The sequence below is a fragment of the Mycobacterium sp. genome, from assembly GCF_046091765.1.
Taxonomy (GTDB): Bacteria; Actinomycetota; Actinomycetes; order Mycobacteriales; family Mycobacteriaceae; genus Mycobacterium.
Genome location: NZ_JBJTCF010000108.1, coordinates 24,651 through 47,251 on the forward strand (window position 1 = coordinate 24,651; position 22,601 = coordinate 47,251).

20 protein-coding genes are annotated in these 22,601 nt (G+C 68.4%); 13 read left to right on the top strand and 7 right to left on the bottom strand.

Annotated elements, in window-relative coordinates:
- Positions 1–87 precede the first annotated feature (87 nt).
- The 3 genes from ACKOB8_RS11875 to ACKOB8_RS11885 are packed head-to-tail and all read left to right on the top strand — an operon-like array spanning position 88 to position 2,584.
- Positions 88–1,368, top strand: coding sequence for a cytochrome P450 (locus ACKOB8_RS11875; RefSeq protein ID WP_526377431.1), 1,281 nt, complete (start codon positions 88–90; stop codon positions 1,366–1,368).
- A complete protein-coding gene (locus ACKOB8_RS11880) occupies positions 1,365–1,910 on the top strand; it encodes a YceI family protein (RefSeq protein ID WP_526377433.1) in 546 nt (181 codons plus the stop codon). Before ACKOB8_RS11875 ends, ACKOB8_RS11880 begins: the two co-directional genes overlap by 4 nt.
- A complete protein-coding gene (locus ACKOB8_RS11885) occupies positions 1,907–2,584 on the top strand; it encodes a sterol desaturase family protein (protein ID WP_526377435.1) in 678 nt (225 codons plus the stop codon). The genes ACKOB8_RS11880 and ACKOB8_RS11885 overlap by 4 nt, the downstream gene beginning before the upstream one ends.
- Positions 2,585–2,595: 11 nt before the next feature.
- Here the strand turns inward: ACKOB8_RS11885 and ACKOB8_RS11890 are convergent, their stop codons facing one another.
- The 3 genes from ACKOB8_RS11890 to ACKOB8_RS11900 all read right to left on the bottom strand — a co-directional run bounded on the left by ACKOB8_RS11890 (position 2,596) and on the right by ACKOB8_RS11900 (position 4,464).
- Positions 2,596–3,360 (bottom strand): L,D-transpeptidase, encoded by a 765-nt coding sequence (locus ACKOB8_RS11890; protein WP_526377437.1) that lies wholly within the window; start codon positions 3,358–3,360, stop codon positions 2,596–2,598.
- Between the two features lie 84 nt (positions 3,361–3,444).
- Positions 3,445–3,789 carry a ferredoxin gene (fdxA, locus tag ACKOB8_RS11895; RefSeq protein WP_526377439.1) on the bottom strand — a complete coding sequence of 115 codons (345 nt, stop codon included), beginning with the start codon at positions 3,787–3,789 and terminating at the stop codon, positions 3,445–3,447.
- A gap of 111 nt (positions 3,790–3,900) precedes the next feature.
- The gene (locus ACKOB8_RS11900; RefSeq protein ID WP_526377441.1) at positions 3,901–4,464 is read right to left on the bottom strand and encodes a lipoprotein LppJ family protein; all 564 of its coding nucleotides are present in this window, start codon (positions 4,462–4,464) and stop codon (positions 3,901–3,903) included.
- A gap of 239 nt (positions 4,465–4,703) precedes the next feature.
- On the opposite strand from ACKOB8_RS11900, the gene ACKOB8_RS11905 reads away from it, so the two are divergent.
- Both ACKOB8_RS11905 and ACKOB8_RS11910 read left to right on the top strand, forming a co-directional pair.
- On the top strand, positions 4,704–5,756 hold the full coding sequence (locus tag ACKOB8_RS11905; protein ID WP_526377561.1) for a S1C family serine protease: 1,053 nt from the start codon (positions 4,704–4,706) through the stop codon (positions 5,754–5,756).
- 5 nt (positions 5,757–5,761) lie between these two features.
- Positions 5,762–6,340, top strand: a complete 579-nt coding sequence (locus ACKOB8_RS11910; protein WP_526377443.1) for a chorismate mutase — start codon at positions 5,762–5,764, stop codon at positions 6,338–6,340.
- Here ACKOB8_RS11910 and ACKOB8_RS11915 read toward each other — a convergent pair.
- Positions 6,325–6,732: an SRPBCC family protein gene (locus ACKOB8_RS11915; protein WP_526377445.1), complete on the bottom strand. Its 408-nt coding sequence runs from the start codon at positions 6,730–6,732 to the stop codon at positions 6,325–6,327. The genes ACKOB8_RS11910 and ACKOB8_RS11915 overlap by 16 nt on opposite strands.
- Positions 6,733–6,759: 27 nt before the next feature.
- Between ACKOB8_RS11915 and ACKOB8_RS11920 the strand changes: the two genes are divergently transcribed.
- From ACKOB8_RS11920 to ACKOB8_RS11950, 7 genes are all read left to right on the top strand, one after another.
- The gene (locus ACKOB8_RS11920; RefSeq protein WP_526377447.1) at positions 6,760–7,929 is read left to right on the top strand and encodes a serine hydrolase domain-containing protein; all 1,170 of its coding nucleotides are present in this window, start codon (positions 6,760–6,762) and stop codon (positions 7,927–7,929) included.
- Between the two features lie 19 nt (positions 7,930–7,948).
- Positions 7,949–8,419 (top strand): SRPBCC family protein, encoded by a 471-nt coding sequence (locus ACKOB8_RS11925; protein ID WP_526377449.1) that lies wholly within the window; start codon positions 7,949–7,951, stop codon positions 8,417–8,419.
- 37 nt (positions 8,420–8,456) lie between these two features.
- Positions 8,457–9,743: a cytochrome P450 gene (locus ACKOB8_RS11930; RefSeq protein WP_526377451.1), complete on the top strand. Its 1,287-nt coding sequence runs from the start codon at positions 8,457–8,459 to the stop codon at positions 9,741–9,743.
- 7 nt (positions 9,744–9,750) lie between these two features.
- Positions 9,751–11,061, top strand: coding sequence for a cytochrome P450 (locus ACKOB8_RS11935; RefSeq protein WP_526377453.1), 1,311 nt, complete (start codon positions 9,751–9,753; stop codon positions 11,059–11,061).
- Between the two features lie 31 nt (positions 11,062–11,092).
- Entirely contained in the window at positions 11,093–12,883 is a 1,791-nt protein-coding gene (locus tag ACKOB8_RS11940) for an N-acyl-D-amino-acid deacylase family protein (RefSeq protein WP_526377455.1), read from the top strand.
- Positions 12,873–13,352 (top strand): nuclear transport factor 2 family protein, encoded by a 480-nt coding sequence (locus ACKOB8_RS11945; RefSeq protein WP_526377457.1) that lies wholly within the window; start codon positions 12,873–12,875, stop codon positions 13,350–13,352. Before ACKOB8_RS11940 ends, ACKOB8_RS11945 begins: the two co-directional genes overlap by 11 nt.
- A 192-nt stretch (positions 13,353–13,544) precedes the next feature.
- On the top strand, positions 13,545–15,320 hold the full coding sequence (locus ACKOB8_RS11950; RefSeq protein ID WP_526377459.1) for a peroxidase family protein: 1,776 nt from the start codon (positions 13,545–13,547) through the stop codon (positions 15,318–15,320).
- 94 nt (positions 15,321–15,414) lie between these two features.
- On the opposite strand, the gene ACKOB8_RS11955 is transcribed toward ACKOB8_RS11950, so the two are convergent.
- The 3 genes from ACKOB8_RS11955 to ACKOB8_RS11965 are packed head-to-tail and all read right to left on the bottom strand — an operon-like array spanning position 15,415 to position 19,593.
- Positions 15,415–17,718, bottom strand: a complete 2,304-nt coding sequence (locus tag ACKOB8_RS11955; RefSeq protein ID WP_526377461.1) for a CocE/NonD family hydrolase — start codon at positions 17,716–17,718, stop codon at positions 15,415–15,417.
- 35 nt (positions 17,719–17,753) lie between these two features.
- Complete coding sequence (locus tag ACKOB8_RS11960) at positions 17,754–19,091, bottom strand: type I glutamate--ammonia ligase (RefSeq protein ID WP_526377463.1); 1,338 nt, start codon at positions 19,089–19,091, stop codon at positions 17,754–17,756.
- A 7-nt stretch (positions 19,092–19,098) separates the two neighbouring features.
- Positions 19,099–19,593 carry a carboxymuconolactone decarboxylase family protein gene (locus ACKOB8_RS11965; RefSeq protein WP_526377465.1) on the bottom strand — a complete coding sequence of 165 codons (495 nt, stop codon included), beginning with the start codon at positions 19,591–19,593 and terminating at the stop codon, positions 19,099–19,101.
- A 319-nt stretch (positions 19,594–19,912) separates the two neighbouring features.
- Here ACKOB8_RS11965 and ACKOB8_RS11970 point away from each other — a divergent pair, with 319 nt between their 5' ends.
- Positions 19,913–22,600 (top strand): beta-propeller domain-containing protein, encoded by a 2,688-nt coding sequence (locus ACKOB8_RS11970; RefSeq protein ID WP_526377467.1) that lies wholly within the window; start codon positions 19,913–19,915, stop codon positions 22,598–22,600.
- The last annotated feature ends 1 nt before the right edge of the window (position 22,601 follow it).

Sequence of the window (22,601 nt, forward strand, 5' to 3'; positions counted from 1 at the left end):
GCGGCAACTCGCCACGGAGTATCCGGCGGCGGTGTAGGCAGAGAACACCGCCGCGAGTGCAGGCGCGAGTGAAGGGAGGTGCCTGACGTGGCCGGTCCCGATCTGCCCCCCGGGTTCGACTTCACCGACCCCGACCTCAATGCCGCCCGACTGCCCGTCGAGGAACTAGCCCTGCTGCGCAAAGTGGCACCCATCTGGTGGAACGAGCAGCCCTACGGGGTGGGCGGCTTCGACGACGGCGGGTACTGGGTGGTCACCAAGCATCGCGACGTCAAGGAGATCTCCCGGCGCAGTGACGTCTTCTCCAGTCTGGAGAAGACCGCGTTGCCGCGCTACAAAGAGGGCACCGTCGCCGAGCAGATCGAGCGCGGCCGCTTCGTCATGCTCAACATGGACGCCCCACACCACACCCATCTCCGCAAGATCATCTCGCGTGCGTTCACCCCGCGGGCGGTGGAGGCGCTGCGCGAGGATCTGCGCGAGCGCGCCGACGCCATCGTGAGATCCGCGGCGGAGCGGGGTTCGGGCGACTTCGTCGAACAGGTCGCGTGTGAGCTTCCGCTGCAGGCCATCGCCGGATTGATGGGGGTGCCTCAAGACGAGCGGAAAAAGATCTTCGACTGGTCCAACCAGATGGTCGGCGATCTTGATCCGGAATTCGCCGGCAACGACGCCGTCGGCGCCTCAATCGAGCTGATCATGTACAGCATGCAGATGGCCGCCGACCGGTCGGCTCATCCCCGCGATGACCTGGTCACCAAATTGGTGCAAGCTGACGTCGAGGGGCACAGGCTCTCCGACGACGAGTTCGGCTTCTTCGTGATTCTTCTTGCGGTCGCCGGCAACGAGACCACCCGCAACTCGATCACCCACGGCATGGTCGCGTTCACCGAATTCGGCGACCAGTGGGAGTTGTACCGCAGGTCGCGACCGCTCACCGCGGTGGATGAGATCGTCCGGTGGGCGACACCGGTTACCTCGTTTCAGCGCACCGCACTGCGCGACACCGAGCTTGGCGGAGTCACGATCAAGAAGGGTCAGCGGGTGGTGATGTCCTACCGGTCGGCCAACTTCGACGAAGACGTTTTCGTCGACCCGTTTTGCTTCGACATCCTGCGCGACCCCAACCCGCACGTCGGGTTCGGGGGAACCGGAGCGCACTACTGCATCGGTGCCAACCTGGCGCGGATGACCATCGACCTGATGTTCAACGCGATCGCCGACCACATGCCCGATCTCACCCCGCTCAGCAAGCCCCAGCGGTTGCGGTCGGGGTGGCTCAACGGCATCAAGCACTGGAATGTCGACTACGCCGGTGGCGTGGGGACACAAGCCGGAGTCGCGGGCGGCGATACCATCGAAGAATGACCAAGGCGACGTGGTCACTCGGCCCGTCCGACGGCGATCTGCGCATCCACACCGGGGTCGCCGGCCCGGCGGCCAAGATGGGCCATCGGCTGACGATCGGTGTCACCTCCTGGCGCGCGCGCGTGGTGTGGGGTCAGGACAAACCCGTCGCCGTCGAACTGACCGTGCCGGTGGACTCGATCCAGGTGCTGGGGGGCGAGGGCGGTGTCACGCCACTGAGCGGGCCCGAGAAGGCGGTGGCGCGGATGAATGCGCTCAAGACGCTGGAGGCGAAGAAGTACCCGGAGATTCGTTTCACCGCAGAGGAAATCAGCACGACGGCCGACGGCTACCGCCTGACCGGGTTTCTGGAGATCCACGGCACGAGGCGCCCCCGGTCCGTTGACCTGAGGGTCGGGGATAACGGAGACTCGTGGGCGATGGCGCTGCAAGCTTCGGTCAGCCAGGCCGAGTTCGGCATCAAGCCGTACTCGCTGCTGATGGGCACGATGCGCGTCGCCGACGAGGTGCTCGTGGCGTTCGAGGGGATGCACAGGAAATGACGCAGGATGCAATCCGGGAATCTCGGGGGCGCAACCGCAAAGTCCCGAACCTGGCGCAGGCGGCGGCCGAATTCTGGCGCTACCCCTCGCCGTGGCTGCTCAGCGCGGCGCTGATCGCCGCACTGACGGCCCGTGTGACGGTCGGGGGGTGGCATCTGTCGGACGCCGTCGTCCCCTTGGCGATCGCGGCGGCCTTCCCCTTTGTCGAGTGGTTGGTTCATGTGTGCGTGCTGCACTGGCGGCCACGTCGGGTGGCCGGTGTCACCCTGGACTCGCTGCTGGCCCGCAAGCATCGGGAACATCACGTCGATCCGAGGCACACCGCTCTGGTCTTCATTCCGCTGCCGTCGCTGATCGGCGCGATCGTGTCGGCAACGCTGGTGGCGGTGTTCGCCTTCCCGCGCATCGGGCTCGGGTTGACGTTCCTGACGCTGGTGATGGCGGTCGGTCTGGTCTACGAGTGGACCCACTACCTGGTGCACACCGACTACAAGCCGAAAGGCGCGGTCTACCGGTTCATCTGGCGTAACCACCGGCTGCATCACTACAAGAACGAGCACTTCTGGTACGCGGTCACCACCCCGGGAACCGCCGACCGGGTATTGGGCACCTATCCGGATCCTGCGGCGGTGTCCTCATCCCCGACCGCGAAGAACCTGCACGCCCGGGTGTAGTCCCGGGTTGCTCAGCCGTTGACGACGACCGGGTCGCCGATACCGACCTGGTTGTAGTACCAGAGCGCGTTGTCAGGGCTGAGGTTGATGCAGCCGTGGCTGACGTTCGCATACCCCTGCGAGCCCGTCGACCAGGGAGCCGAGTGCACGTAGACCCCGCCCCAGGTGATCCGCACCGCATCGGCGACCGTGAGCTTGTAGCCCTCCGGATCGGTCAGCGGGATACCGATGGTCCGCGAGTCCATCACGATCGACTTGTACTTCTCCAGAACGCTGAAGGAGCCGATCGGCGTGGCGAACCGGGGCTTGCCCAGCGAGGCCGGCATCTGTCGGATGACCTCGCCGTCGATGCTCACGGTGAACGTGTGGTTGGAGATGCTCGCGACCCCCAGCACGGTGGCCCCAGTGCCGAAGCTGCGCCGCACCCCGCCGGCGAGCAGCGTGATCCGGGAGTGTGCCGGCCAGAACTGGTCGGGTAGCCACTGCACGACGGAATCGGAGAGCCATTCGAAGCGCCCGGTCATGGTGTCCGGGGAGGTGACGGTGATAGTCCGTTCGGCGGCCCGGCGATCCCGGACCGATCCGGTGAACGTGACGATGATCGGGTGTGCGACGCCGACGGTCTGACCGTTGACCGGGCGCACCGCGAGCACTTCGCCGGCCACCGACTGTGAGCCCGACGCCGCGACGGAAACCGGACTGCCCGAGGTCGACACGAGCAGACCGACCATCGCGGCACCCGCGGCGGCGAGTGCGCGTCGAGAAATTCCGGTCATTGCTCCCTGCCCTCTAGCTGTAGGACAAGTCGCAAGTTTAAGGGCTTGCGTTACAACCGGGGCGAACAGAGCAGTTCGGGCGGGTCACACCCCCCTGCCCGGCAGGGCAGAAACCATCGGGGTATCGACGCCGAGCGGGCCCAGCGCCGCTGCTCCGCCCGGGGCTCCCAACGGCGCCGAACGGCCGGGCAGGACCTCGTTGAAGAACGCGGCGTTGTCGGCGAGGAACCTGCGCTGTTCGTCGGGCAGGTCACCGTCGTAGTAGATCGCGTCAACCTCGCAGAGCAACCGGCACGCTCCGCAATCGACGCATTCCTCGGGGTTGATGTACATGGTCCGGTCGCCCTCGTAGATGCAGTCGACCGGGCATTCCTGGGCGCACGCCTTGTGCTTGACGTCCACACATGCGCTGGTGATCACATAGGTCATGGTTGAGCAGCCTATCTGTGACGGCTGGTATCAGACATGGCCTTACGCCCGGCGTGCCGGGGACTAAAGTCCTCAATCCGGTGCGCGATCCGGTGCGCGATCCGGTGCACCTCAGGGGTACAGCTGAGCGCTGATATCGGTGAACCCGGTGGTGTCCGCCCGGTGGTCGGTGACGGTGCGGCACTCGCCGTGGATCTGCAGCACGCCCCGGCCGGGCTGTTCGGGGTCGCGGTGGTACACCGCGACCAGGCCGTCCTTGGTCAGCACACGACCGTCGGGGTGGCGGTTGGGTTGCATCCCCTCGGTCCAGCCGCGCTCGGTCATCGCCTGGGCGATGTCGGAGAAGAGCGCCTGCGTCTCGGCAATGCGGGGTATGTCGAAGTTGAGGTAGACCGCTCCCTGGTAGGGCGGTGCGTCCTCGGCCGAACAGGAGGTCAGGGCATAGGTACCGGTGGCCGCGGGCAACTCACCCGCCCCGACGAACTGGCGAGCGGCGTCCACCACCTGCTGGCGGGCCTGGTCGTCGGAGAGCGGCTGGGCCGCGGGGTCCGGTGCGACGCCGCGCTGGTCGAGTCGGTGCAGCGTGATGAACCCCACACCGAGGACCAGGCACAGTCCCAGAGCGGCTGCGGTGAGGGCGATGACGGGCCGTGAGCGCCGGATTGCGAGTGCCATACGTTGAGCGAATCCTACCGGCGCGGGCTCGGCGCTCCGCCGCTGTCGGTGCCCGTCGTATTCTGGGAGGTGCGACTGGAGACGTCACGGCAGGCCGATCGGGGGTTTTCGGGACGGCCCACGCGACGCACCCGGCGTTGCGCGGGGGCGCCTGATGGGATTCGGTCGCCGTTTCAGGCAAAGTTGGGGGTATGGACGTGGTGGAGCCGCAACGGGCGGGTCGTCGGCGCATCGGACGGATGCGTCGGGGAATCTGCGGGGTCCTGGCTGTCTCGACGTTGCTCGCCGGCGCCACAGTCGGTGTCGCCGCGCCGGCCGCGGCCAGTCCCGCGCTGCCGCGAACCCCTCTGGACCAGTCGGCCCTGCTCGGCCAGGTCGTCCCCGGTCTGGTCGACATCCGGACCGTGCTGGGCTACCAGGGTGCGATCGGCCTGGGAACCGGGATCGTGCTCAGCCCCGACGGCGAGGTGCTGACCAACAACCACGTCATCGAGGGTGCCACCGAGATCGAGGCCGTCAGTCTGGCCAACAGCCGCTCCTACCCGGTGGATGTGGTCGGGTTCGACCGGGCCAACGACATCGCCCTGATCCGGTTGCGCGGTGCCGTCGGCCTGCCGACCGCGATCACCGGCAGCGCTGCCGCGCTGACCATCGGCGAGCCGATCGCAGCCATCGGCAACGCCGACGGGGCCCCCGGCAACCCCACCTTCGCCCCGGGCACCGTCACCCAGATCGGCGCCTCGGTGCGCGCCTCCGACGAATCCGGGGGCGGGGCGCGTGAGTTGTTCGACCTGATCCGGGTCGCCGCCGACATCCGCCCGGGCGACTCCGGCGGACCCTTGGTCAACCGGGCCGGTCAGGTGGTCGGGGTGACCGTCGCGGCCACTCTGACCTACCGGGCGGGAGGAGTCACCGGCGGTGAAGGCTTCGCCATCCCGATCGAACGGGCCCTGGGGATCGCCAACCAGATCCGCGCCGGGGCATCCTCGGACACCGTGCACATCGGCGACACCGCGTTCATCGGGGTGGCGATCGCTGACGCCGCACCGATCGGTGGTCCGCCGGGTGCGGTCATCCGGCAGGTGCTGCCGGATACCCCCGCCCGCCAGGCCGGCCTGGTCGGCGGGGACGTCATCACCGCGGTCGACGGCATACCGGTGAACTCGGCGGCGGATCTGTCCACCATCATGAATCAGCGCCGGCCCGGCGACGTCATCACCCTGACCTGGATCGACCGCACCGGTTTTCCGCGCAGCGCCCCGCTGGTGCTGGCCAAGGGGCCGGTCGGCTGACCGCCGTGCGCCTGACGGTGTGTCTGACAGTCTGTCTGACGGTCTCAGCGGCGGTGCTCGCCACCCCGCCCGCCGAAGCGTTCGCCGACGGCGGGCACTCCGAGCAGGCGCTCTTCGAACTGGTCGATGCCGCCGCGCAGCGGCTGCAGACCGCCGACCCGGTCGCCGCGACCAAGTGGCTCAGCGGTGCCGCGATCACCGACCCTCAACGGGTCGCTCAGGTCCTGACCGCGGTGTCCGAGGACGCCGAGTCGCAAGGCCTGCCCGCGGCCTACGTCTCGAGGGTCTTCGGCGACCAGATCGACGCCAGCGAGGCCGTCCAATACAGCAGGTTCTCCTGGTGGAAGCTCGACCCCGCCGCGGCGCCCTCGGTGGCACCGGACCTGGACACGTCGCGATCCCAGATCGACGCGCTCAACCGGCGCATCGTCGGGGAGATCGCCGAGCAGTGGCCGGTCCTTCACTCGCCCGGCTGCCCGGCCGACCTGGACGCCGCCAAGTCCGCCGTCGCCGGCGCCCGCCAGCTCGATCCGCTCCACCGGCAGGCCCTCGACACCGCGACCCGGTCCTACTGTGCCGCCTGACCGGCGAGTCCCTCGATGCGCCGTAAGGCGACCGCGCACACCGGCAGGTACGCCGTCGCCCACCACGGCACCTCGAACCGCGCGCGGCAACCACCGGGTGCGCCGGTGAGTGCGTGCCCGGTGGCCGGCAGCCCGGCCACCGCCCAGGTCCACCGGCTCTGGGGCTCGAACTCGGTGATCGTGAACGGCAGCGGAACCCCCACTGCCGTCCACACCGTTCCCCGCGTGCCCAGGCACAGCTCGGTGGCGCCGTCGCTCAGTGCGGCGCGGCGCACCGACGGCCCCCACTGCGGCCAAGCCCCGAGATCGGTGAGCACCTGCCACACCGTCGCCACCGGGGCGGCGATGAAGCGGTCGACGCTCGCGACCGGCGGGCGCAGGGTGACAACCATGAATTACACGCTACCGACGGGGAGACGATGAGAACTGCTGTGCGTCGGCACCCGCTGGTCGCCATGGCGGTCGCCGTGGCAGCGGTGAGCCTTGCCGCCGGGTGCTCGCCAAGCCGTCCGGCATCGAAACCAGCCGATTCGCGAGCACTCGACACCGCCGTGGCCGCGCGACTCGACACTGCGATCGAGGCGGCGATGTCGGCCGAGGCGATCCCCGGCGCGCTGATCGGGATCTGGTCCCCGGACGGGGACTACGTCAGGGCGTTCGGTGTCGCCGATACCGCCACGGACAGCCCGGTGAAGACCGATTTCTACAGCCGGATCGGCAGTGTCACCAAGACGTTCACGGCCACCGCGCTGCTCCAACTGGTCGACAGTGGCGAGGTCGGCTTGGACGCGCCGATCGCCGACTACCTCGAGGGAATACCCGGCGGCGAGGCGATCACAGTGCGGCAATTGGCCACGATGCGCAGCGGACTTCCCGAGTACACCGAAACCGACGCGTTCGAGGCGGCGTTTCGCAGCGATCCGGGCCGCGGCTTCACCCCGACCGAACTGTTGGCCCTGGCCTTCTCCCGACCGCCCGTCTTCCCGCCGGGGCAGCGATGGCAGTACTGCAATACCAACTACGTCGTACTCGGTCTGCTGATCGAGAAGATCAGCGGGCAGGCTCTGGGCGACTATCTGAGGGGGAACGTCCTGGGTCCGCTGAAGATGGCAGACACCAGCCTGCCGGCCGGCGCCCAGTTTCCCGAGCCCCACGCCCGCGGCTACACCGACCCCCTCGACGGCCCGGGTCCGTCGCTCGACGCCACCGACTGGAGCGCCGACAGCACGTGGGCCGCGGGCGGCATGGTCTCGACGCTGGACGACATGCGCAGGTGGCTGCCCGCGCTGGTACGCGGGGCGCTGATCTCCACGGAGTTGCAGCGCCAACGGCGTGAGGACGCCTCGGCGGGCGCCCTTGCGCCCGGGGCGGCCTACGGCATCGGGCTCATGACCGCCGCGGGCTGGATCGGTCACAACGGCAGCGTCCCGGGGTATCAGACCGTCGCGGTTTACCTGCCGCAACGGCAGACCTCCCTGGTGGCGATGATCAACACCGACATCTCGCGGCCCGAGGCCCAGTCGCCGGACACCGCGTTGGCCCGGGCGATCACCGAGGTGCTCACGCCCGAGAACGTCTACGCGTTCTGAGCCACCTAGGATCGGCTGCATGGAAGGCTCTGTGACAGTGCACATGTCCGCTCCGGCGGAGAAGATCTTCGACCTGGTCGCCGATATTCGCAACACCGGCCGGTTCTCGCCGGAGGTGTTCGAGTCCGAATGGCTCGACGGGGCCACCGGCCCCGTGCTGGGCGCGAAGTTTCGCGGCCACGTCCGCCGTAACGAGATCGGCCCGGTCTACTGGACCACCTGCCGGGTCACCGCCTGCGAGCGCGGCCGCGAGTTCGGCTTCGCGGTGCTGGGCCCCGGCGACAGGGCCGTCAACAACTGGCACTATCGGTTCACCCCCAGCGGCGACGGCACCGACGTCACCGAGTCGTTTCGGCTGAACAACTCCCTCCCGATCCGGGTGTTCTGGACGTTTGCGGGCTATTTGCGCGGCCGACGCAACGTTCGCGACATGCGCACCACGCTGGAGCGGATCAAGAAGGTGGTCGAGGCAGGGGATCGCGCGGACTAGTCTCGAGGTACGGCATCACACGACGACGGGTTTCTCTATGGCGATCGCTACCCGCGCCAACGGTCAGGCGCCCCCCGATGTCCCACTGGCGGACGTCAATCTCGGCACGTTGAAGTTCTGGGCTCTCGACGACTCGATCCGCGACGGGGCCTTCGCGACTCTTCGCCGGGAGGCGCCCATCACCTTCTTCCGAGAGATCGAGTTCGAGGGATTCGAAACCGGACCCGGCCACTGGGCGCTGACGAAGTTCGACGACGTGCACTTCGCCAGCCGGCACCCGGAGATCTTCAGTTCCTACCCCAACATCACCATCGCCGACCAGGCACCCGAGGTGGCCGAGTACTTCGGCTCGATGATCGCCCTCGACGATCCACGGCACGCCCGCCTGCGCAACATCGTGCGCAGTGCCTTCACCCCTCGGGTCGTCGCGCGCACCGAGGAATCGGTGCGCGAGCGCGCCCACCGGCTGGTCTCGGACTTGATCGCCAAGCATCCCGACGGCAACGGCGAACTGGTAGCTGAGCTGTCCGGCCCCCTTCCGCTGCAGGTGATCTGCGACATGATGGGCGTGCCCGAGCACGACCACCAGCAGATCTTTTACTGGACCAACATCATTCTCGGTTTCGGCGACCCGGACATGAGCACCGATATCGAGGAGTTCATGAAAGTCGCCATCGACATCGGCGCCTACGCCACCGCGCTGGCCGAGGACCGGCGGGACAACCCGCGCGACGACCTGACCACCGCGCTGGTGGCCGCGCAGGTCGACGGGGAGCAGCTCTCCTCGACGGAGATCGCGTCGTTCTTCATCCTGCTGGCCGCGGCCGGCAACGAGACCACCCGCAACGCGATCAGTCACGGTGTGCTTGCGCTGTCGCGCTATCCCGAGCAACGCGAGACCTGGTGGCAGGACTTCGACGCCCACACCCCGACCGCGGTCGAGGAGATCGTGCGCTGGGCGTCGCCTGTGGTGTACATGCGGCGCACCACCACGCGCGACGTCGAGGTCAGCGGGGTCACGATCGCCGCGGGTGACAAGGTGACCATGTGGTACGGCTCAGCCAACCGCGACGAGGAGAAGTTCGCCAACCCGTGGCTCTTCGATGTCACCCGCTCCCCCAACCACCACGTCGGTTTCGGCGGCGGCGGAGCGCATTTCTGCCTGGGCGCCAATCTCGCGCGGCGCGAGATCGCGGTGGTGTTCGAGGAACTGCACAATCGCATCCCCGACATCGTCGCCACCGAGGAGCCGGCGATGCTGCTCTCGGCGTTCATCCACGGCATCAAGAGGCTCCCGGTGCGTTGGACGCCGCCCTCGAAGTGACAACGCGGTGAAGCAGCGACTGCACTGGCTCGCCATGCACGGCGTGTTGCGCGTGCTGGCCACATGGTCGGCCAAAACAGGTGACCCCCAGGCTCGTCTGCTGCTGGACCCTCAGATCCGCGCGGATCCGTTCGCGTTCTACGACGACCTGCGTGCCCACGGTCCGCTGGTGCGTGCGCGGGTGTCCTATCTGACCGTCGACCACGCGCTCGCCCACGAACTGCTGCGCTCCGAGGACTTCCGGGTGATCGAGTTGGGCTCCAACCTGCCCGGACCATTGGGTTGGCTGGAGCAGCGCACCCGGCCCGAGGCGCTGCATCCGCTGCGGCCCCCGTCGCTGCTGGCCGTCGAACCCCCCGCGCACACCCGCTACCGCAAGACGGTGTCGTCGGTGTTCACCTCCCGCGCGGTGGCGGCGTTGCGCGAAGGCGTCGAGCAGACCGCGGAGCAGTTGCTGGCGGAGTTGTCCGCCGAAACCGGTGCGGTCGACGTGGTCGGCCGCTACTGCTCGCAGCTTCCCGTGGCGATCATCAGCGAGATCCTCGGAGTGCCCGACGCCGACCGGCCGCGGATCCTCGAGTTCGGCGGTCTGGCGGCGCCCAGTCTGGATTTCGGCCTGACCTGGCAGCAGTATCAGCGGGTCCAGAGGGGCCTGGAGGGATTCGGCGATTGGCTCGTCGCACACCTGGCCACGCTGCGCGACTGCCCGGGTGAGGACTTGATGAGCAGGATCATCGAGGCCTCCGAGGAGGGTGTCCGGCTGGATGAGACCGAACTGCGCGGAGTTGCGGGTCTGGTGCTCGCGGCGGGGTTCGAGACGACGGTCAACCTGCTCGGCAACGGCATCCGGCTGCTGCTGCACTCCCCCGACCAACTCGCCGCACTCCAGGCGGAGCCGTCGCTGTGGCCCAACGCGGTCGAGGAGATCCTGCGCCTGGACTCCCCGGTGCTGCTGACCGCGCGGATGGCCCGCACCGACACCGTGGTGGCCGGAACGGCGGTGGCCGAGGGTGAGGTCGTGGTGATCCACCTCGGTGGGGCCAACCGCGATCCGGCGGTGTTCGCCGAGCCGCACCGGTTCGACGTCCGACGGCCCAATGCCGGCAAGCACCTGGCGTTCTCCGGAGGCAGGCACTTCTGCCTCGGGGCGGCGCTGGCCCGAACCGAGGGCGAGGTCGGCTTGCGTGCCTTCTTCGATCGGTTCCCCGACGCGCGAGCCGCCGGAACGGGGCAGCGCCGGGACACCCGGGTGCTGCGCGGGTGGGCGCGGCTGCCGGTGAGCCTGGGTTCGCCCGCCGCGGCGCCCAACCGTCGTTGACACCGCTCAGGCGGCACGGTTGCATGGGCAGATGAGCTTCGACACCATCATCCGCGGGGGCCGCTGGTTCGACGGGACCGGTGCACCCTCGGCGGTGCGCAACATCGGTATCCGCGAAGGCCGGATCGCCGCGGTCACGCCCGACGAACTCGACGAGACCGGCTGCCCCGAGGTGATTGACGCCGCCGGCTCCTGGGTGCTGCCCGGGATGGTCGACATCCACACGCACTACGACATCGAGGTGCTCGACGGCCCCGGACTCGAGGAGTCCGTACGCCACGGGATGACCACTATTCTGCTCGGCTCCTGCTCGCTGTCGACGATTCACGTGGGCGGCGTCGACGCCGGTGACCTCTTCGGGCGGGTCGAGGCGATCCCCCGCGAGCACGTCATCTCCGCCATCGACGCCGCGAAAGCCTGGAGCACCGCCGAGCAGTACATCAGTGCCCTGGAGAGCCGTGCGCTGGGCCCGAATCTCGCCGCCTTCATCGGCCACTCCGACATGCGCACCGCCACGATGGGTCTTGACCGCGCGACGCGCAAAGACCAGCAGCCGAGCCGGGCCGAGCAGGCGCGGATGGAGAGCATGCTCGCTGAGGCGCTCGATGCCGGATTCGTCGGGATGTCCTCCCAGCAGTTGCTCTTCGACAAGATCGACGGGGAGACCTGCCGTTCGCGCACCCTGCCGTCGACCTACGCGCGACCGCGCGAACTGCGCCGGCTCAAGTCCGCGCTGCGGCGGCGGCGCCGGGTTCTGCAGTCCGGACCCGACATCCAGAACCCGCTGAACCTGGCGTCCCAGATCGCGCAGTCACTTCCGGTGCTGCGCCGCACACTCAAGACCAGTCTGCTCTCAGCCGCCGACGTCAAGTCCAACCCTCTTGCGATCGCAGTACTCGGTCCGATCGCGCGGCTGGTGAACCGCTTCGGCGCCGACTTCCGCTGGCAGCACCTTCCGGTGCCGTTCGAGGTGTACGCCGACGGTATCGACCTGGTGGTGTTCGAGGAGTTCGGGTCCGGCGCGGCGGCGTTGCACCTGCGCGACGAGGTCGAGCGCAACGCCCTGCTCAGCGACGAGGGCTACCGCCGCCGGTTCCGTCAGGACTACGACCGCAGATTCGGCATGCGGGTGTGGCATCGCGACTTCTTCGACGCCGAGATCGTCGACTGCCCGGATCAGACCGTCATCGGCAAGTCCTTCGGCCAGGTCGGCCTCGATCGCGGCGGGCTGCACCCGGTGGATGCCTTCCTCGATCTGGTGCTCGAGCACGGAACCAAGGTCCGCTGGCGCACCACCATCTCCAACCACCGTCCCGAGGTGCTCAAGAAACTCGCCCGCGACCCTGGTGTGCAGATCGGCTTCTCCGATGCCGGTGCGCACCTGCGAAACATGGCGTTCTACAACTTCGGGCTGCGGCTGCTGCGTCACGTCCGCGACGCTCAGCTGCGCGGTCAGCCCTTCATGACCGTCGAGCAGGCCGTGCACCGGCTTACCGGCGAGCTGGCCGACTGGTATCGGATCGACGCCGGGCACCTTCGGATCGGCGACCGCGCCGACGTCGTGGTGATCGACCCGCAGCGACTCGACAACACCCTCGATGAGTACGCCGAAGCCCCGGTGCCGCAATACGACGGTCTGCCGCGGATGGTCAACCGCAACAATGCCGCCGTCCCGCTGGTGCTCATCGCCGGCCGCGCGGTGGTGCGCGACGGCGTGCCCACCGCGGTGCTGGGTGCCGAGCGCACCGGCAGCTTCCTGCGGGCTGACCGGCGCATCCCGCCGCCGCGGGTGCGCACCGCGGAGCTGACCGATGCCCGCTGATCCGGCCGCGCCCGACCTGGTGGCCTCGACCGTGCTGGGTATGTGGGCGGCGCTCTCGCGCCGGGACTGGGACGCGATGAAGGCCTTCCTCGCCGAGGACTGCATCTATGTGGACATGCCGCTGGGCCCCACAGCGGCCGCGCGCGGGCCCGCGGACATCGTCAAGCGGCTCAAGGTCGGTCTGGAGCCGCTGGCCGGATACGAGAACCACGACGGTGTTCTGCTGAGCAACGGCACCGACGCCATGTATGAGCACTCCGAGACCTGGAAGTGGGTGACCGGGGAGAGCACGGTGCTGCGCTTCGTGACCGTGCACAAGGTCCGCGTGGAGCACGGTTCGGCCGCGATCACGCTGTGGAAGGACTACTGGGACTTCGGCGGGCTGGCCAACCACGCCCCGGCGGACTGGCTGGAGCAACTCGGCAAGGCCGACATGAGCTGGATGTTCGACGCCACCGGGCTGATCTGAGGGTGGGCCGCAACACGGCTTTGCCGACCGCCGTTGGACGAGCACAGCGCTCGATCACATACGGCTAGCCAAGTTTCCGCTGTAAACGCTCAGTGCGTGCCGGTCTCGGTGCTACGTTCCGCTCAATCCCGCAGCAGGCGGCCCGGAGATTCACCGGTGGCGTTGGCCGGGTCCGTTGTGCGGGAGGTAACGGTGTTAGACAAGATCGAGGACGCGCTCAAGAGTGCCGGGCTGACCCGGGAGTGGGATAAGTACCCCACCCAGGCTCTGCAGATGGCGAAGTTGTACTACGACCGCGAGTCGCTGCGGGCCCGCAACTTGTTCGACACCCCCGGCGAGCCGCCGCACGAATTCCCCGCCGAGCCGCCGCCGGAGGCGGTGCGGGCCCGGATGCCCGACGGGAGCTGGAACGACCTCTCGGATCCCGCGATGGGCATGCAGGGGTCGCGGTTCGCCAGGAACTTCCCGCTGGACTTCGTCGAGGCTGAGCAGCCGCCACGGCTGTTCGAGCCGAACCCGCGCATCGTCGCCCAGCAGCTGCTGGCGCGCGACGTCTTCAAGCCGGCGACGACACTGAACACCCTGGCGGCCGCGTGGATCCAATTCGAGAACCACAACTGGTTCTTCCACGGTCGCGGCGATCCCGACGACCTCATCGAGGTGCCGTTGGCCGCCGACGACCCATGGCCCGAGCACCCGATGACGATCCGCCGCACCCCGGAACTGGCGCGTCCCGAGGGAATGCGCTGCCCGGTCTTCCGCAACGAGGAGACCCACTGGTGGGACGCCTCGCAGGTGTACGGCAGCGGCTATGACAAGCAGGCCGCACTGCGCACCTTCGAGGATGGCAAGCTGAAGATCGGCTCCGACCGGCGCCTGCTGGAGAACACCGAATATGCGGGAATCGACCACACCGGCATGTTCCAGAATTACTGGACGGGTGTCTCGCTCCTGCACACCTTGTTCACGCTGGAACACAACGCGTTGTGCGATGAGCTGAAGAAGGCCTATCCCGATCTCGGCGACCAGCGGCTGTTCGAACTCGGCTGGCTGGCCATCTCGGCACTAATCGCGAAGATTCACCTCTGCGAGTGGACGCCTGGCATCCTGTCGCACCCGGCGACCGCATGGGGACTGGTCAATACCTGGTGGGGGCTCACCGGCGAAGAGTCCTACCAGCGCTTCGGAAACGCACGCCCGGTGAACAGCGACTTCATCAGTGGCCAGGCTGGCGGCAAGCACGATCACTTCGGCGTTCCGTTCCAGTTCACCGAGGAGTTCGTCTCGGTCTACCGCATGCACGCGCTGATCCCCGATGAGTGGAAGTTCTACTCGCTGAAGACCGGTGACCTGATCAGAGAGGTCGAATTCACCGAAATCCAGGGCAAATACACGCGCGGGTTCATGGACGAGTTCTCCATGCCGGACCTCTTCTACTCCTTCGGAGTCCAGCATCCCGGGGCGATCTGCCTCAAGAACTATCCGAGGACGCTGATGCACTTTGAGCGCATCGACGGTGAACTCACCGACCTGGCGACACTGGACGTGGTCCGCGATCGTGAGCGGGGTGTGCCCCGCTACACCAAATTCCGGAAGGGATTGCGGATGCCGGTGCCCAAGACGTTCGACGACATCACCTCGAACAAGCAGTGGGCGCGTCAGATCCAGGAGGTCTACGACGACAAGATCGACGACGTCGATCCGATCGTCGGGATGTATGCCGAGGACCTCATCCCCGGACAGGGATTCTCCGACACCGCGACCCGGATTTTCCTCTTGATGGCGGCACGACGGGTCAACAGCGATCGCTTCCTGACCACCGATATGCGGCCCGAGGTCTACACCCAGGTCGGCTACGACTGGGTGCAAAAGACGTCGATGACCGACATCCTGCTGCGTCACTACCCGGAGCTGGCGCCCGCCCTCTCCGGGGTCGCGAACCCGTTCGGGCCCTGGAAGACGCGGTAACGAGAGGATCTACGGGAGGACCGGCTGGAGCAGTTGGGCAAGGCCGAGCAGAGCTGGATGTTCGACGCCACTGGGCTGATCTGACGGCTAACGCTTAGGCGCTTCCCGCTACGGTCGGCACCTCAAGGCTGATGTCGGAGATGTCGATGAACCCGAACGCGGTGAGGTTGGCGTAGGGCAGAGCCGAACTGGTGATCTGCAGGGTCAGCGAGTCGGCCGGGCTGTAGACGGTGTAGGCGATGTCGGCCAGCGGGATCTCGACGGTGCGCTCTCGCCCGTCGAGGGTCACCGGAACCGAGGTGACGATGTTGCCGACCACCTGCCCGGTGGCGTTGTCGACCAGTTGTGCGTAAACCGCGCGGCTGGTTCCCAGCCCGCGGTAGCTGAAGGCCAGCGTCGGCGCCCCCGCGATCCGGGTGCCGACCGGCACCGTGAGGTCCAGGTTCACGGCGTTGCGCGCCGGACTTCCGCTGGCCAGCGAGAACGCTGTGCTGAAGATGTTGGGAACGTCCGGCGGGACGCTTGCCGCCGACGGGCCCGATCCGCCGAGCAGCGGAACCAGCACCAGTCCCCCGCCGGAACTCCCGTAGGTCAGCGGGTCGGGGTTGGTGAAAGCGGGATCGAAGGGCGCCAGCGAGGAGCTGTTGTACTGGCCGGTCTGGTCCCACCACTGGAACACCGGGATCGAGTCCGCCGCACCGGAGTTGCCGGCGACGTAGGCGTCCAGCCACTGCAGGGTGTTGTTCATGATGAGATTGCCCTGCTGTTCCTGTTTACTCTCCGGCAGCAAGCACACCCCGTGCCCGCCGCAGAACCAGGTGGTCTTGACCGGAACCGTCGGGTTCTGATTCAGGATCAACTGGGCGTTGACGCTCGCCGCGTCGAGTTCGAAGAGGATGTCGACGGTTCCCTGCAGGAATAGGCTCGGCGCGGTGATGAGGCCCGACAGCATCGCGGGCCCGGCGTTGGTGAGAACGGCCTGCGCATCCGGGCTCAGGATGTTGAACAGATCGCCGGTGATGATCGCCGGATACACCTGCGAGTTCACCCGGGCCCGCGTGGCGATCAGAGCGAGAAGCAACTCGCTGCCGATGATGGTCTTGAAGTCGTTCGTCGGGAACAGGGACTCAGTCAGCGTGTTCCAGGCAATCGACGGCGTGATCGCGTCGAGACGCGGATCTATTGCCGCCGTGGTGAATTGAATCCCGCCGCCGTAGGATCCGCCGACCATGCCGACCCGTGGATCACCGGCATCCGTGGCGACTTGGCGAGCGGCGACGTTGTCGGCGCTTACGGCCCAGGAGATGATCGAGGAAACGTCGCGGGCCTCATAGAACGGGCTGTCGAGTTCCATCACTCCGCCCGAGGCCCACTCGCCACGGGGGTCCCAGGTGATCACATTGAATCCCGTGCTCGCGGTATAGCCATCCGCGAACGGGCTGGCGCCCTCCCGCAGCGGCTCCAGACCGGGCACGATCTGGGCCAGGCTCGGCGCCCATACGAAGGTCGTCTCAGTGTTGCCGGGGAACCCGAGATCGGGGCCGTTGAGCACCGTCGGCGCCGAAAGCGTCTCGCCGGTGGCGACGTTGACGGCCGGGAAGTAGTTCAGGCTGATCAAGGTGCCGTCGAAGGAAGGCATCTTGTAGGTGAACGCCACCGGGCGTCCGTTCGCCAACTCGGACGGATTGGCGGTGAAGGGAACCACGACCGCGTCGCCGATGATCGGTGCAAGCAGGTCGCTGACCACCGGGATGCGCCGCAGGGAGTCGAGCAATGGCTCGGCCAGCGGCCCCACCACCGGGAGTCCGGTGAGGAAGGAGTCGAAGGGGGTGGTCTCGGTGACCAGGATGCTGAACTGCTCGGTCTGCGCCGCCCCGGTCAATGTGGTCATGTACGGCAGGTAGGAGAACTTGCCGTAACCGGCGGGGGGGATCAGGGTGACCTTGCCGCCGAGGTCGGGTCGATCGAGCACTGTGTAGCGCAGTGGCAGGTCTCGTGCCGAGGTGGCATCGACCTCCCCGTCGAGGATGCCGTCGTTCCACGCCAGTGTGGTGCTGGTGATGTCGATAGATCCGCCCGGCCCGCGAGCGGCCGGGACGGGGATGGATGCGCCCGGCCTCTGAGCGGCCGTCACGGTCCGCGCCGGTGCCCGGTTCGGCCCGCGCGTGACGGCAGCGTTCACCCGGCGCGCCGCTGCGGGGGTGGTCGACGCCGGCGCGGTCACCCGGCCGCTGCGGGCGCCGTGTGGGGCGGCAGCGGCTTTCGCCGTCGCGGCCGGACCCGGCGTGTTGCCGGCGGGTGACTCCTCGGCGGAGGCCTGCGCCGCGAAGACGGCGCCGCCGATGCCCAGGGCCAGCGCCAGTCCGCCCACCCGGCCCACGAACGCGACAGCCCGCATGTCCGGCAACACTAGTCGATCGGGCGGGGTGCGGCTCACAGGCCCCACGCCATCCGGAACCGGTCGCTGAGATCCTGGGGCGCCAGATCGGAGAAGTTGCGTTGCTCGTAGGAACGCACCGCCAGGACCGCGTCGACCACTGCGTCACCCAGGATGGCGCGCAGCCGACGGGAGTGGTCGAGGGCATCGAGGGCGACCGACTGGCGACCGGACAGCCGGACGACGCCCGAGGCGCTGCGCTGGCCGTCGGACAGGGAGTGGGGGTCCACGGTGATCTCCGGCGGCAGTGTCGCGTCCTGCTCGATGCCGTCGAGAGCCAATCCCAGGATCGCCGCGGAAGCCAGGTACGGGTTGGCCGAGGGGTCAACGATCTTCACCTCGACGTTGGCGCCGTGGGGGTTGAGCGCACTGCCCCGCACGAACCGGACCGCGGCCTCCCGGTTCTCGGTTCCCCAGCAGAGGTACGCCCCGGCCCAGTTGCCCGGCTGCAGCCGAAGCCCGGACACGATCGAACCGCACAGCACAAGCTCGGCCTCGGCAAGACCGGAGAGCACCCCGGCGATCGCGGCCTGGCCGGCGGCGGTCAGGCCGTGTGAACCGGGTCCCCCCGCGAAGAGTGGACTGCCGGTCGGGTCGTCCCGCAGCAGCGAGAAGTGTTGGTGGGCGCCCGATCCCACGCTGCCGGCGAAGGCCACCGGCGACAGGCACACTCTGACGCCGTGGCGGCGGGCTACCCGGCTGATCAGGATCCGGGTCAGTACCAGCTGGTCGGCGGCGGCGACCGGGGATTGCGCGGTCAGTGACACTTCGAACTGGTTGACGCCGTACTCGGGGTGGAACTGTTCGACCCCGACGCCGGCGGCGCCCAGCGCGGACAACGCGTCGCGGACGAAGCTCTCGTGCTCGAGCACTCCGGCCACTCCGTAGGGCGCCCACGACCGGTCCGGCAGCCGATTGCCTGCCGGGTCGACGAGCAGGAACTCAACCTCATGACCGACCGAGGCGCGCAGACCGGCCTGGGCGAGCCGGGACTCCACCCGGCGCAGCACACCGCGCGTGCACGCGGGAACCGATTCGCCGGCCTGGTCGTAGAACTGCCCGGGTGCCCACGCCAGGCCGCTGTCGATGACCCGCAGGGCGTCGAGGTCGATGCGGATGCACTGGTCGCCGACGACACCGATGTCCTCGGTGAACGCGATGCCGGCCTGGTCGATGGCGAACCCGTGCCAGGTCGGGCTGGCGCCCAGTCCCGGATCGGCGAAGACGGCAGCCCGGGCCGCGGGAATCACCTTGGCCAACGTCAGCCCGGCCGGGTTGACGATCGTGCCGATGACCGAGTCGGCGTCGATCGCCCCGAAGCCGAACGCCGTCACGACCCGGTTAGCTCTGCTGGGGCAGGGTCACCGTGCAGGCCTGCCCGAAGTCCAGGGTGCGCAGCATCCGTCCCATGGCCAGCCACATCGCGCACGACAGGGCGAGGTCGGCGAGCAGGTCGTCGGAAAACAGCTCGCGGGCGCGTCGCCAGAACGCGTCGTCGTCGCGGAGTTCGGTGTGCGCGGTGGCGAACCGGTGGGCGAACTCCGCCGCCAGGCGCTCCTGGTCGCTGAAGCCGGGCCAGGTCCGCCACTGACCGGCGTGGGCGTAGAGGTCCTCGTCGACGCCGGCGGCGGGGCCGTCCGCGGCGCGGGTGTTCTGGCAGACCACGCACTCGTTGTCCAGGGCGATCACCGCGCGCGCGAGTTCGCGCACCCGCATCGGAAGCCGGCCGCGGGTGTAGACGGCGTTGCTGAACGAGGCCATCGGCCCCGCCAGCGCGGGCGACAGGGTGGTCCAGCCGGTGACGTCGTCGTCGGCGAAGTCACCGATCCGGCTCATGCGGCGATGGTACGCCGCGCGGGGCAGCCGGCCCAGCGGTGTCCACCGCGGCCCCGGGAGTTAGCTGGCGCCGCCCAAGCCCGGCCCGGCGCGCCGGGGGGTGTGCGGGATGGCGGGAGCGTCGCCGGCCGGCTGATCTGCAGATAAGAAAAAATCGTGCCTAAGCTGAGAAAGAGCTTTGATCTCCCGTATTAGTGTGCTAGCGTCAGAAGCGATTCACACCGTCCGTCGGCTGACGAACCGACGCTCAAGTGGGGGAACCGACCACGATGCGCATCCGCGAAGCGGCTTTGCTCGACGACTCCGTGGGGATCGGCCGGTGAGTCGGCGGGCGGTGCGGCGCGGAGCGCGCATCGGCGCGGCGGCCGTCGCGCTGGGCTTCTCGCTGGCGGGCCCTCAGCACATCGCGATCGCCGCGGCCGACAGCGACACCGATTCCGCCGCCGCCTCCGGCGCGACGGACCAGAACGCGGGCCCTTCCTCGGTTAACCCGTCGCGGGCGGGCGCTGCAACCCGGGCGCGCGCGGCCAAACCCGTCCGCCACGGCACCTCCGAGGATTCGACCGGCGGCGCTGACGCGTCGACCGCAGGCGCGACCACCACGGGGGGCGGATCCAACCCGCCGCGCCCCGCCGCATCGGTCCGGCCGCGCAAGGATTCGCCGAACGACTCCCCCGCCCCGTCGGGCCCGCTGCCTGCGGCCACGCAGCCCTCGGGTGCGACATCTCCGCAGAGCAACACACCGGGCGCGCCCACTGCGGGTCTCCCCACGCCGACCGCGTCCGCGACCGCGGCCGCGGCGCCTGCGACCGAACCCTCCGCGGCGCGGCGAGCCCGCGGACTGGCCGCGCCCAAACCGGTCGCCGCCCAACCGGTGATCGGTTCCGCGGCCGTCGCGGCGGACGTCATGACGGCCATGACGAGTTTCTTCGACTCCGCAACCCACTGGTTGTCGGGCCTGCCGGCCAGCCCGGTCACCAACTTCCTGCAGGGAGCGCTGCTGCTGGTACGGCGCGCGCTGCTGAACCCCGGTCCCGGCAGCGGCTCGGGCCAGACCGGCGGCCAGACCGGGACCGGGTCCGGCGCCACCACCGGCACCTCGACGTATTTCACCGAGCAAGAGTTGCGCGACTACCTGCTGGCCCTGGCCAAGCAGCGCTACGGCGGAATGTTCGGCCAGACCCTGCCGCACTACAACTACCTCTACATGCTCGGTGGCCGCCCGGTTGCGATCAACGACGCCACCGGCGGCGGCATCAAGTCGGACACCAACACCCAGGTGAACGGGGTCGATGAGGCCGACTTCGTCGAAACCGACGGCAACTACCTCTATGTGGCGCGCAACGGCAAGCTGACGATCCTGGGCGCGGACTCGGCCATCACGTCGGAGACGACGCTGCGCGACAACGTCGTGGGCGCCTTCCTGTCCGGCGACCGGCTCACCGTGATCACCCAGACCGGATTCGGCGGCTGGTACGGCCCGATGGTGCGGATGGCGTACGGACCGTGGTGGGACTGGAATCCGCAGACCCGCGTGACGGTGTTCGACGTCTCGGACCGCAGCGCCCCGACGGTGGCCAGCGAGACCCTCTACGACGGATCACTGCATGACGCCCGCGCCGTCGACGGCAAGGTGTACCTGGTTCTGGACCGGGCGATCGATCTGCCCGAACCGCTCTACACCGCGGTGCCGGGGCCAGACGCCGGTGGCTGGTCTGACCTGGTGTTGGGTTCCTCCGGGGACGCGCGCCGGTTCGCCAAGCCGATCCGCTGGGACGGGGACGGCCCCTCGGTCTCCGGGTACCGCACCTACGAAACCTGGGATGAGTACGCCGCCCGGGTCGGCGACGACATCGTCAGCGCGTCCCTGCCGCACGCCTTCACCGTCGCCCCCGACGGCACCCTGGTCGACCTGGGGGTCGTGGTGGATGCGGCGGACATCGTGCGCCCGGGAGCCGATGACCGGCAGTCTGTGGTGACGGTGGTTTCGATCGACTCGCTCAACGCCTCACCCGGATCGGGTTTCGCCGACAGTGTGGCCGGCCTGGTGGCCACCAACGGCAACGCCATCTACATGACGCCCGACGCGCTCTACGTCGCCACGAGCGAGGGTGACTACTCCGAGTTCGTCTCGACCACCAACACCCGCATCGACCGGTTCGCCATCGACGGCCTGGATCTGGCCTGGCAGGCCAGCGGAGTGGTACCCGGAACCCTGATCAACCAGTTCGCGATGGACGAGTACAACGGGTATCTCAACGTCGCCACCCACACCTGGGCGTCGAGTTGGACGCCGACCGCCGACGGCGGGGTCGGCACGTGGAGCACCCGCAACGAAAGCGGCGTGTACACCCTCGACACCACCGGCAACGTGCTCGACGAAGTCGGCCGACTGACCGGTCTGGCCCCGGGCGAGCAGTTGTTCGCGGTGCGGTTCGTCGGCGACATGGCCTACCTGGTCACCTTCCTGCAGACCGATCCCCTGTTCGCCATCGACCGCAGTGATCCGACCGCGCCGACCCTGCAGGGCGAACTGGTGATCCCCGGTTTCTCGAACTACCTGCAGCCGGTGGGTGACGGCCTGCTCCTGGGCATCGGGCAGGAACGCGAGCCGGGCACCTGGAACTCGCGTCTGCACGTGTCGCTGTTCGATGTCACCGACGCGACCAACCCGATCCAGATCGAGCGGCAGTTCCTCGATGAGGGCGCCCAGTGGTCGTCGTCTGACGCGCAGTACGACCACCACGCGCTGCTGTACTCAGCCGAGGACGGTCTGCTCGTCGTGCCGATGCTCAGCAGCGGGTATGACTCCACCGGGAACTACACCTACAAGCAAACCCTCAAGGTGATGCGGGTCGACGCCAGCGGTATCGAGGTGCTCGGTGAGATTCAGACTGACGAACCCGTCATCCGCACGGCGCGGATCGGCGACGTGCTCTACGCGGTGACGGACAGCAACGTCACGGCCTACCGGCTCAGCGACCTGAGCGAGGTCGGGCGCGCCTGAG